This window comes from Candidatus Angelobacter sp., assembly GCA_035607015.1.
Taxonomy (GTDB): Bacteria; Verrucomicrobiota; Verrucomicrobiia; order Limisphaerales; family AV2; genus AV2.
The window spans coordinates 1-11,348 of the sequence record DATNDF010000419.1; the positions used below are offsets into that span (position 1 = coordinate 1).

Below are 11,348 nucleotides of genomic sequence, written 5' to 3' on the forward strand. Positions count from 1 at the left end.
CGTTCGACCATCCACGGTTTCGACTCGGCTTGAAAAGCGCCGAGCATGACCGCGTCGCCTTCACCACGAAAATAAATGCAAAGGTCGGGATCGCGGCCAACCGGCAACTCGTCAAACGCGCCGGGAATCGGTTCGGTTACCACGTAGTGATGTTCGACCGGATAAAGGGGAATCGTCACGCCGCAGCGAAGTCCGAGTTCACGCGTCCACATGCCGCCGGTGAGAACGACATACTCGGCGGTGATATGGCCCTGGTTCGTTTTGACGCCGACAGCCCGCACCGCGCGATGTTCGACATCCATTACGCGGACGTTTTCACACACTTTCGCCCCGAGTGATTGAGCACCTTTGGCCAGCGCGAGGGCGACTTCCTTGGGGACCACCTTTCCATCGTGGGGCAGCCAGGCCGCGCCCACGACGTCGTCCACCCGAAGCAGGGGCCATTTCTCTCCGGCCGCTTCCGGTGAAATCAACTGGACTTCGACGCCGAACCATTCGGACATCGCGGCCGTTCGGCGCAGTTGATTCATGCGATCTTCGGACCGTGCCACAATAAGGCTGCCGACTTGTTTCCAGCCAACCGAATGGCCGGTCTCTTTTTCCAGCCGGGCGTACAGTTCCGCACTATACTTGTTGATCTTCGTCATGCTGTTCGTCGTGCGCAGACGCCCGACGAGGCCCGCGGCATGCCACGTCGTGCCACCGGCAAGCTCGTTTTGTTCGAGCAGCAGGACGTCTTTCCATCCAAGCCGGGCGAGGTGATACGCGACGCTGCAACCGATGATGCCGCCGCCAACGATGACGACTCTGGCGTGGTCAGGGAATTTGGGATCCACAGCGACGCGGAGTGTAGGTGAGGCGAGGTCTTTCTCAATGACCTGTTTTGGGGAGTGACGGCGCACAAGCACGGATGTACTTTGGCGACCGTTTTCGATCGCGCAGTGTTGTTTGTCTTCGTGCGCCCGGCAACGCTTTTACCCTCGGAAGAGGGATGCTTGACCAGCGTTGATCGACTCCTTGTCATGAACAAAACAAAATCCAAACGGGCGGTGCTGGCAGGCATCGGGGTCCTGGTTTTCGTCGTTGCCCTGGGGGGAATGATGCTGTTTGGCACGGGCAAAAAAGCGGCTGCGCGCGCGCCGGTTCCCGCTCCGGATGTGCGGAAGATACGGGACGCCGCGGAAGGTGGAAGCGCGACGGCGCAGAACGTTTTGGGTGACCTCTACGCCAAAGGCGAAGGAGTCCCACAGAATTATGGCGAGGCTTTCAAGTGGTATCGATCAGCTGCCGAAAAGAACGTCGCCGACGCGCAATACAATCTGGCGGTTTTGTATGAGACCGGACTTGGCGTGACTCGCGATGAAGCTGAAGCCGTGAAATGGCACAAAAAGGCGGCCGAGCAGGGGCACGCGGGGGCGGAGTACAATTTGGCGGCCATGTACGCCACGGGGCGAGGCGTGCCACACGATGCGACGGAGGCGGTCAGGTGGTACCGCAAGGCCGCTGAACAAGGTGATCCGTTGGCTCAATACAACCTGGGGCGGCGCTACGAGGTCGGAAAGGGTGTTCCCGTGGATCGGGTCGAGGCGTACAAATGGCAGAAGCTCGCCGCGCGGCAAGGACTGGAAGACGCCGTGACAGCGCTCATTACCCTAAAGGGTCAGATGACGCGGGAGGAGATTTCCGAGGGAGAGCGTCGTTCAAGCAAGTTCGTCGGCGGAAAGCCGGCGCCGGGCGCGTCGGATTGACCGGCTGGTCCGGCGGGAGCGAAAGCCCGGGGTGACGTGTTCATTTTTGCAGATACTTCAGCACCGCCTCGGTGCGCGTATGCACGTTCAACTTTTCGTAGATATGCTTGAGGTGGTTGTGGACCGTCCAGATGCTGATGCCCAGGGCTCCGGCGATTTCTTTGTCCAAAAATCCCTTGCTCACGCAGCTCAAGATTTCCTGTTCGCGCGCAGTAAGACTTGCCAGCGGGGTTGCGTCGCCTGCCAGCGTGAATCCGAACAGGCTCTGGAAGTAATCCCGGATTTGCAGCCGGAGTTCCTTCGCGGAAAGTGTTTCATGGCGAAGCCCCCCCCGGATCGGCTCGAATAATTCGGTCGGTTTTCGGCGGCGAAAAATGTAACCTGCAGTGACGCCGCTGAGGGTGATGAAGATCTGGTCGCTGTCCTGATAAATACCGTGAGTGAATGCGGGAAGGTCTGGCAGCCTGGCTTTCAATCGTTCTAGGAATTCGGCCACCGGCATTTCCGGCAGGGCGCGATTGACCAGAAGCATGTCCGGCGGTTCCTTGAGGATGGCGTTCTGTGCTTCTCCGGCGGTTTCAAACGCGGACACGCACCGGAAGCCGGGTTGTCGGCACAGCCAGAGGACGAGTGTCCGGCGCACTTCCGGGTCGGCCTCGACGATGAAGATTTCCTTTTCCGCCGGGGACCCGCCGGCGACTCATCCCGGCGGGCTGGAAGGATCCGCGTCTGGAAGCGTGTAAAGAGTGGTATAGGTGCAGGCAACCGGGCTGGTGGACCAGAAAATGGCGACCGCTATCTCCCGCGGAAACTCCCGGAACGCTGCTTCCCATCCTTTCGTCCTGATCGTCTGGTAAATTTTCAATGCCCGGCCCGCGGCGCATTCGGCGTCATCAGTCCCCAGTGGAAAATATTGATAGACGCCCTCGTCTTCGATCCGCACCGAAAACTCCTTCGGGCGCGCCGGCCGGGCTTCCGTGTATTTCGAGTGGATCAATCGCTCGCGCCAGTAACGCACGTCCGACTTGAGCAATTCGTTCCGGCGCGGGATGGATACGCGCCGGGTCGGAGGCGAAGCGGTGTGTGCGCGCGCGCGCGCCGCGGCCTCCCAACCTCCGGAGCGGACGACCTGGTAAATGCCGTGGGCTTCCCGGGCGGCCTCCATTTTCGATGCGGCGGCCAGTGAAAAAGTCCGGCGTTTCCCCTCGTGCTGAATCTTAACCGACCACTTTTTAACACGCAACGTCCGGCCGTTGCGTGTGTAAGTGTTGCGGAAGACGCGGGCCCGCCAAAGAGTGACGGGATCCGCGACGGGCGAGGGCGATGCGACGCGGACCCGCGTGCTTCGACGTCGTGTGCTTGGACGCTGCTTGGACACTTGAATTGTTACAGAATGACGAACTGCAGACGGATGCCAAGCGTATTTCGCGCGCATGCAACCGGGACCTGTCCTCACGCGTCAGGTGAAATTCTGAGTGGACCCGCGGGCAGGAGATTCTGGCTTGGCTGACGTGTCAACAGCATCCGGTGGAAATGCTGGTGAATGATTCCTGCGCATCAAATCAGGCGGTGCGTCAAGCGCGCCGGGAAGCCGTGCGTCCTTCGCGAACGTGTCAAAAAACGTTTGCGCAAACTTTGTGGAGCGTTCTTCGACGCGGAGTCCCGCTAAAACAGGCCATTGTGGCTGAGACTCCGGTCCGCTTTAATCCTGGTCATTCAGTGACCCTTTGACCGGCGATCGTCGCGTTCGATTTGTTGGGTCCGTCCGCACGCCTCGCCGGCCGGTGGAACGGGTCGCTTGCAGAGTTCCCGATGAAATCTTCAAACCGCGCGCCGACTGGCAACTCGGCTGATCAAGCACCGCATATTGCGCCCGGCGGACCCGTTCGGTGTGGCGGCTTCACCCTGATCGAACTGCTGGTCGTGATCGCGATCATTGCAATCCTCGCAGGATTGTTGTTACCCGCCCTTGCCAAGGCGAAGGAACAGGGGAAGCGCGTTCGGTGCATCGCGAATTTGAAACAAGTCGGCCTTGCTGGAACGATGTACGGCGACGACAATAACAACGCTCTGTTTTACGTGGGTCGTGGCGCCGGGGCGTACATTCCTAACGACGGACAATGGACGTTAAATCCCAATTCTACTGCAACGCTACCACCTGACCACCCGCTAGCTTATTGGGGAATTGGCTACATCAATTACCTGGGCGGACATAATTCTCAGGGCGGAGCAAAGGAAGTGTTTAACTGTCCGAGTCACAAGATCGTGGATGAGTGGCATGATGACGGTCGCTATTATCCGCATGATTTCTGGAAAAATTCCACCATTGGAATCTGCCAATACCTGATTACGCCTTCGCCCTACGGAACCGTCTCGAAGACGGCGCCGCTGAAGATCTCGGATCTCGCAAGCCCGACCACGACCATTTTCGCACAGGACTCGGCGGAACAGCGAATGGAAGGGTCGGACGATAGCATCGCGTTGTTTCCCGGGCAGACGCGAATTCTGACGCAGTGGGTTGGTCCCGGAGGATTGGGTCAAACCCTCTACAACAACTATGATTTTACATGGGAGTGGTTTCGACATAACAAGAAGTGCGAAACAATTTGGATGCCGGGCAACGTGTCCGTGATTCCGTTTAAGGGTTTGAACAAGGGGGTGGATTATCGCTGGTACACGGGCGATTTCCCCACCAACCAGCCGAACTTCTAGTTTTATGCATTTGTTTCGTAATCGTGCGGCGTTCGGGGCGGCGATGCCTGTTTTGGTTGTGCTCATCGGAGCGGCGGGATGCAGCAGAACGTCAGTCAACTCTCCTCGGGCACTGGCCCCCGAGCAGGTCGCGCCCACCCTCAATAGTGCGTTCAAAGACGCCAAACCCGATGTGAAGGAGGCTGCCAGCGGAGTGGTGGCCGCTCTGCAGTCCCAGGATGCTCCGAAGGCGTTTGTGCAATCGCAGAATCTTACCGAGCGGCCGGATCTGACCCCGGAACAACGCACGGCAGCGGCGCTATCAAGGGCCGCTGCTCTGACGCAGTTGCAGGCTGCTGCCGCCAACGGAAACAAAGCGGCGGAGGATCTTCTGCAAGCCTATCGCGCCAGCAAATGAAGCTGAGTTCCATAATGATCACATCCAAACGCAAACTTTCGACACCCCGGCAAGTGTCGGCTATTCCGCAGACAAAACCCCATGGAAGACTATGAAAATCAGAACCCACATCGCGAAATACCTGGCGTTGCTGGCCATTGCCCTTGGCCTGGCGCCTGAATTAAAAGCGGCCATCACCGACAATTTGGTCGTCCACCTGACGTTTGACAACGATTACAACGATTCGTCGGGCAACGGGATCAACGGCGCGGCGACCGGTACGCCAACGTTCGAAGCCGGCACACTCGGACAGGCCGTGCACATCACCAGCACGGGAGATGACGTGACCAATAACTACGTCACGCTCGGCTACCCCGCCGGATTGGAGTTGGGCACGAGTGATTTTTCCGTCTCCTTCTGGGTCAAGGTGTTTTCCCAGAATGATGACAAGCCATTCATTGCAAACAAGGACTGGGGCAGCGGCGGCAACCAGGGTTTTGTCATCGCCAGTGAGGGCGACGGATTGAAGTGGAATTTTAAGGACGATCAATCCGCGCGCCGCGACAGCCCGCATGTCGCGCCGCAGGTGTTGGACAAGAATTGGCACCATGTCGCGGTCACCTTCCAGCGGAACAGCGTCGGCACGATTTATGTGGACGGTGTCTCGGTCAACACGACGAGTGTGGCGCCGGATTCGGGCAAAGCGGTGGGTAGCGTGGACACGGACACCCTCGGCCTCTCCATGAATCTGGGCCAGGACGGGATCGGGACTTACACGGACGGAACGGGTGCGGCGGCGATCGATATGCTGATGGATGACCTGGGAATCTGGCGCCGCGTATTGAGCGGCGCCGAGGTCAACGCGATCTACAGCTTTGGTTTGAATGGGACGAACCTGGCGAATGTTCCCATCATTGACCCGTTTGTGACCTCCACAATTCCGGCTCCCCTAGCCACGGACGTTTTGCCATCCGCGCCCATTTCCGCGGTGATCACGGACGGAGGCATCAACAAGCTGGCCACAAATTCAATCCAGTTTCTGCTGAACGGGACCGCCAAGACGCCTTCGATCACAAAAAGCGGGACTGACACCACTGTACAATATACCCCTCCAAGCATGCTGCCAGCTGGTTCGGCCAATACCGTGACGTTGATCTTTGCGAACAACGCCACGCCCGCCACCACGTTCACCAACACCTGGGCGTTTACGGTTGCTAACTATCACGTGATTCCATCCACCGCCGGCACAGCACCAGGCTCGGCCAACACCCCCGGATTCCGCGCCCGCTCGGTGCAGGCGCGTATGGATGCCAACCTGCCCAATTCAATCGCTCGCCAGGAAGCGCAACTGGCAGGGACGTTGATCGATCCGACCACGGGCCAGCCTTACGTCAATCACGCCTTTCCGGGGCCGAACAGCGATGGCAGCTACGACATTGACCTGGTCAATTTCAATCTCGGTGGCGGCGATGCGGGGAGCGTTCCCGGTGACTTGGACTTTACGACCGTGGGTGTTCCCGGCGACGAATCCAGTGGATTCAATTTCGCGGTCGAAATACTTGCCTTTCTGGATTTAAAGGCGGGCTACCACCGCTTCGGCGTCAACAGCGATGACGGTTTCGTGCTCCGGGCCGGGCCGGACGCGCGTGACGCCACCTCGCAGGTGCTTGGCTTTTATGATGGCGGCCGCGGCCCAGGCGATACTTTTGCCGATTTCGTCGTCCAGACAGACGGCGTCTATTCGTTTCGGCTTGGCTACGAACAAGGCAATGGAGGGGCGGCCTTGGAATTCTTCTCGGTGGACCTGACCACGGGAACGAGGACGCTGATTAACGATCCCAGTGATCCGAACGCGGTGAAAGCCTACCGCGTCAGGCCGGGATCCGGTGCGACCCCGTTTGTCTCCGTGCTGGTGCCAAGCAGTCCGGTTAACATCGGGCCTGATGTGGTGATCAGCGCCACCATTCAGAATTCGGCCACGGCCGTCGTGACCAACAGCATCAAGCTCTATTTCGACGGCACGCAGGTGCAGCCGAGCATTCAGCCTTCGAGCGGGACGAACACACTCGTCCAGTACGATCCGCCGGGGTTGCTCGCGAGTCTTTCGACACACGATTTGCAGCTGGTTTTTGCCGACAACGGCACGCCGGTTACGACGAAGACCAACGAGTTTCAATTCTCCGTCAGCAGCTACGTAAACAAGATTCTGCCAACGCCGATTTACTTTGAGAACTTCGAATCGGCCGTCGAAGGCGGACTTCCAGCCGGTTGGACCTCCACCAATAATACCGATTCGCTTGAACCGGGCTCGCCTCCTGATATCGGGGATCCCAAATCGGACGCATACCTCGGCTGGTTGGTGATCACGCGCGACCAGGTGTATATCAACGGTACGAACGATTTTCACGTCTGGGAGGCAGATGATCCAGACGGTCGCGTATCGACCATCGCTCCGGGCCAGGTTGTCAACGGAGTGGTCTTGGCACCGACGAATCTGATGGAAAACAAGTTTGTTTATATTGAATCGGACGAGCGGGGCGGGAACCAGGTTGCGATGTTGTTCTCGCCCAACTACGACCTCACCGGCAAATCCAACATCTGGGTTTCCTTCCACAGCAGCTATGAACAGAATCAGGACAACATCGGGGCCCTCGAATATTCTGTGGACGGCGGCACCAACTGGCTGCCGGTTTTATACATGCTGGACGGGCCCGACATCGTTCATTTCCCGGATGGCTCGGTTGATGCCGTAACAACCTTGAATCAGATCAATACTGATACCGCTTATGGCACAAGTTACGGCACATATATCGCGGCTCCCATCAGCCAGGCCCTCGCACCTTACATCAGCGCCCGGGTAAATGATGACAACGTCGAGTCCCATCGGGTGGAACTCTTTCCGTTGCCTCAGGCGGACAACAAATCGAAAGTGACATTCCGCTTCGCTTATGCTGGCACGGCAAGCTGGTATTGGGGTGTTGACGACTTCGGTTTGTATTCCATTCCGCCAGTCAGCAGTTCGCCCACGCTCAGCATCAGCTCCGCCGCGGGCAGCGTGACCATCTCGTGGCCGTCGGCGGTCACCGGCTTTACGCTGGAGAGCACCGACAGTCTCACCGCTCCGAGCTGGTCACCGGTCAGCGGCGTGGCCAACAATTCGGTAACGATCACCGTTGGCGCGGGCAACAAGTTCTATCGCCTGCATCAGTGATGTAACGTTTATGCCGCCGGCCGGACGAATGAAGGGTGTTCCTTCATCCCCGGCTGCGGGTGAATGGCTTGACAAATAATTGGGATTTCCTTCTTCGGAAGGAAAGGCGGGCTTGGGCTTGCGGGTCCGTGTGTGCGGCCCAAGCCCGCTTTGTCTCCAGGCATTCGAAAGCAATCCATGCAGCCTCCAGCGAACCTGCCGCCCGCTCGTGACAAACTCCTCTTCACACCGGGACCGCTGACCACGAGTCTGTCGGTGAAGCGTGCCATGCTGCACGACGCGGGCTCGTGGCATTTCGAGTTCAACGCGAAGGTCGGGTGGGTGCGCGACGAAATTCTCAGACTCGCCAGGCTTTCGCGTGAAGCCGGGTGGGAAACCATTCTTCTTCAGGGCAGCGGCACGTTTGGCGTCGAAGCCGTTTTCGCAACGTGCGTGCCGCCGCACGGAAAGGTCGCGGTGCTCGCCAACGGGGCGTACGGCGAACGCATGGTCCTGATGCTGCGACATCTGGAGATCGATCACGTCGTCCTGCGCGCCCGCGAAAACACGCCGAACAATCCCGCGTCGCTTGACGACACGCTGGCGCAGGATAAATCCATCACGCACGTGGCGCTCGTGCATTGTGAAACGACGACCGGGATTCTCAATCCAGTCAACGAGATCGGCGAAGTCACAAAACGCCACGGGCGCATCTTCATCGTGGACGCCATGAGCAGCTTTGGCGCGATCCCGATCGACTTCGACAGGGCCGGCATTGATTACCTCGTTTCGTCAGCGAACAAGTGCATCGAAGGCGTGCCCGGTTTTTCATTTGTCATCTGCCGGCGGGACGCGCTGCTGGCCTGTGACGGCCATGCTCGCAGTCTCAGTCTGAACCTGCTCGACCAGTTCAAGGGCTTCGAAAAAAACGGCCAGTTCCGTTATACGCCACCGACACACTCGATTCTCGCTTTCGAGCTGGCGTTGCATGAATTGGAGCAGGAGGGCGGCGTGGCCGGACGCGGCGCGCGGTACCGCCGGAACCATGAAATCCTCGCGACCGGAATGAAACGTCTCGGCTTCCGTCCGTACCTCGACTCTGCCGTCCAAAGTTTCATCATCACTGCGTTTCATTATCCGGATGACGAAGCCTTCGTTTTCGACGCCTTTTACCGGCGGCTCAGCGACAAAGGGTTTATCATTTATCCCGGCAAAATCAGCCAGGAAAACACTTTCCGGATCGGCTCCATCGGGCGGATTTTCCCGACGGACATCGAGGCGCTGGTTCTCGCGATCGGGGGTGTGCTGAAAGAAATGAACGTAGATACAGGCGTGGCTTGAAATCCCGACGCAGCTGTTCAAAATGAAGTGGCAGTGACTCCAGCAAATGAGCCGAACCTCCAGGTCCGTTCCGCCGGTCGCCCGCCTTCATTCCGAAGGGGACTTGAATATCTCAAGGCGACGACGGGATTGGGCCGCCGAAAACATCCCGCGCGCGACGAAGCGGTTGCTGGATGAGGATGCGGATTTTTTCCTGCACCAGTCGCTTTCCACACCTTGCCTCAATGCGCTGAAATCATGCGGCGGCGCGTGGATCGAGGACGTGCAGGGCCGTCGGTATCTCGATTTTCACGGCAATAACGTGCACCAGGTCGGCTTTGCACACCCGCGGGTTATCGCCGCGATCAAACAACAGCTCGACGAGCTGTCGTTCTGCACACGACGTTACACGTGCGAACCCGCGGTCGCGCTGGCGAAAAAACTGGCCGAACTTGCGCCGGGCGACCTCAAGCGAGTCCTGTTCGCGCCCGGCGGGACCTCCGCGATCGGCATGGCGCTGAAGCTGGCGCGCGTCGCCACCGGCAGATTCAAGTTCGTCTCCATGTGGGATTCGTTCCACGGGGCGTCGCTCGATGCCATTTCCGTCGGCGGCGAGGCCGATTTCCGCGGCGGCATCGGACCGTTGATTCCCGGTTGCGAACACGTCCCGCCGCCGGACAATCGTCATTGCCCGTTCAAGTGCGGCGCTGCCTGCAACCTCGCCTGCGCGGATTACATCGAGTACGTCCTCGAAAAGGAGCGCGACGTCGCGGCGGTTGTCGGCGAGACCGTCCGCTGCACTCCGTTCATCCCGCCGCCCGACTACTGGAAGCGTGTCCGCGCCGCGTGCGACAAACACGGAACGCTGCTGATCCTCGACGAAATACCCACCGGCCTCGGACGGACCGGACGCATGTTTGCCTGCGAACACTACGACATCGTGCCGGACATGCTCGTGCTCGGCAAAGGGCTGGGGGGCGGTGTCTTCCCGCTGGCGGCGCTCATCGCACGCGAGGGCCTGAACGTTGCCGCGGAAATGGCCCTGGGCCACTATACGCACGAAAAGAATCCTGTCGCGTGTGCCGCGGGCCTGGCGACACTGCAGGTCATCGAGGATGAAAAACTGGTCGAACACGCGCGCGTCCTTGGCGAATCGTCGCTCGAGCGGATGCGCAAAATGGCCCGGCGCCATCCGATCATCGGTGACGTGCGCGGCATTGGTTTGCTCATGGGCATGGAGTTGTTGCGCGGCCGCAACCCGCCCGCGCGCGCGACGGACGAGGCGGAGCGCGTGATGTATTCCGCGCTGAGCCGCGGATTGAATTTTAAGATCACGATGGGCAATATTCTGACATTGACGCCTGCGCTCACGATTTCCCGCGAGGAAATGGATCAGGCGCTCACCGTTCTCGAAGCAAGCATCGGCGACGCGGAAAAAGGAAGGGGCCAATGACCTGTCAACCGGCCTCACCATTGATCGCCGGCACAAGACCGGCGGCTCCGTCTTCGCGGCAACGCGCGTTGGCGATTTTTCCCGACGGTTCCAACGGCGAATACAACCTGCCACCGGAACTCGTATCCGTGATCGAACGGGGATCCGGCTGCCGCGTCTGGGACACCGAAGGCCGGCAATATCTCGACATGACGATGGCCTGGGGCGCGGCACTCGTCGGGCACGCGCATCACCGGATTATTGAGGCTGCCATGTCGGCGGCGGCGGACGGCGCCAACTTCGCCGCGGTCAACCGGCGGGCTGTCGAACTCGCCGAACGCATCGCTGCTGTCAGCCCTTGCCTGGAACGCATCCGGTTTGTCGCATCGGGGACCGAAGCGACGATGCTTTGCCTGCGCGTCGCACGGGCCGCGACGGGCCGGCCGAAAGTGTTGAGGTTCGAAGGGGCGTACCACGGACAGCATCCTGTGGGTGTTGCCGGCATGATCAACGGAATGTCGCGGGAGCTTCCGGGCTGCGATCCTTCCGGAACTGGAGCCCCCTGGGTGG

10 protein-coding genes are annotated in these 11,348 nt (G+C 59.5%); 7 read left to right on the plus strand and 3 right to left on the minus strand.

Annotated features, from left to right (window positions below):
* Nucleotides 1-836 (minus strand): FAD-dependent oxidoreductase (locus VN887_16780; GenBank protein ID HXT41664.1); only part of this gene is annotated, 836 nt, incomplete at its 3' end.
* 186 nt (nt 837-1,022) lie between these two features.
* On the opposite strand from VN887_16780, the gene VN887_16785 reads away from it, so the two are divergent.
* On the plus strand, nt 1,023-1,748 hold the full coding sequence (locus VN887_16785) for a tetratricopeptide repeat protein (protein ID HXT41665.1): 726 nt from the start codon (nt 1,023-1,025) through the stop codon (nt 1,746-1,748).
* A gap of 40 nt (nt 1,749-1,788) precedes the next feature.
* Here VN887_16785 and VN887_16790 read toward each other — a convergent pair whose 3' ends face one another.
* Together VN887_16790 and VN887_16795 are read right to left on the minus strand one after the other, a co-directional pair.
* Nucleotides 1,789-2,340 carry a response regulator transcription factor gene (locus tag VN887_16790; GenBank protein HXT41666.1) on the minus strand — a complete coding sequence of 184 codons (552 nt, stop codon included), beginning with the start codon at nt 2,338-2,340 and terminating at the stop codon, nt 1,789-1,791.
* Between the two features lie 108 nt (nt 2,341-2,448).
* Nucleotides 2,449-3,126 (minus strand): hypothetical protein, encoded by a 678-nt coding sequence (locus VN887_16795; GenBank protein ID HXT41667.1) that lies wholly within the window; start codon nt 3,124-3,126, stop codon nt 2,449-2,451.
* A 434-nt stretch (nt 3,127-3,560) separates the two neighbouring features.
* Between VN887_16795 and VN887_16800 the strand changes: the two genes are divergently transcribed.
* From VN887_16800 to VN887_16825, 6 genes are all read left to right on the plus strand, one after another.
* Nucleotides 3,561-4,460, plus strand: coding sequence for a type II secretion system protein (locus VN887_16800; GenBank protein HXT41668.1), 900 nt, complete (start codon nt 3,561-3,563; stop codon nt 4,458-4,460).
* 4 nt (nt 4,461-4,464) lie between these two features.
* A complete protein-coding gene (locus VN887_16805) occupies nt 4,465-4,857 on the plus strand; it encodes a hypothetical protein (protein ID HXT41669.1) in 393 nt (130 codons plus the stop codon).
* A 91-nt stretch (nt 4,858-4,948) separates the two neighbouring features.
* Complete coding sequence (locus VN887_16810; protein ID HXT41670.1) at nt 4,949-8,047, plus strand: LamG domain-containing protein; 3,099 nt, start codon at nt 4,949-4,951, stop codon at nt 8,045-8,047.
* Nucleotides 8,048-8,224: 177 nt separating this feature from the next.
* Complete coding sequence (locus tag VN887_16815) at nt 8,225-9,367, plus strand: 2-aminoethylphosphonate--pyruvate transaminase (protein HXT41671.1); 1,143 nt, start codon at nt 8,225-8,227, stop codon at nt 9,365-9,367.
* Between the two features lie 46 nt (nt 9,368-9,413).
* Nucleotides 9,414-10,799 (plus strand): aspartate aminotransferase family protein, encoded by a 1,386-nt coding sequence (locus VN887_16820; protein HXT41672.1) that lies wholly within the window; start codon nt 9,414-9,416, stop codon nt 10,797-10,799.
* Nucleotides 10,796-11,348 (plus strand): aminotransferase class III-fold pyridoxal phosphate-dependent enzyme (locus tag VN887_16825; GenBank protein ID HXT41673.1); only part of this gene is annotated, 553 nt, incomplete at its 3' end. The genes VN887_16820 and VN887_16825, both read left to right, overlap by 4 nt.

Excerpts from the sequence above, each read along its gene's own strand:
- VN887_16785 (HXT41665.1), top strand. The coding sequence starts at position 1,023 with ATGAACAAAACAAAATCCAAACGGGCGGTGCTGGCAGGCATCGGGGTC.
- VN887_16800 (HXT41668.1), top strand. The coding sequence starts at position 3,561 with ATGAAATCTTCAAACCGCGCGCCGACTGGCAACTCGGCTGATCAAGCA.
- VN887_16805 (HXT41669.1), top strand. The coding sequence starts at position 4,465 with ATGCATTTGTTTCGTAATCGTGCGGCGTTCGGGGCGGCGATGCCTGTT.
- VN887_16810 (HXT41670.1), top strand. The coding sequence starts at position 4,949 with ATGAAAATCAGAACCCACATCGCGAAATACCTGGCGTTGCTGGCCATT.
- VN887_16815 (HXT41671.1), top strand. The coding sequence starts at position 8,225 with ATGCAGCCTCCAGCGAACCTGCCGCCCGCTCGTGACAAACTCCTCTTC.
- VN887_16820 (HXT41672.1), top strand. The coding sequence starts at position 9,414 with ATGAGCCGAACCTCCAGGTCCGTTCCGCCGGTCGCCCGCCTTCATTCC.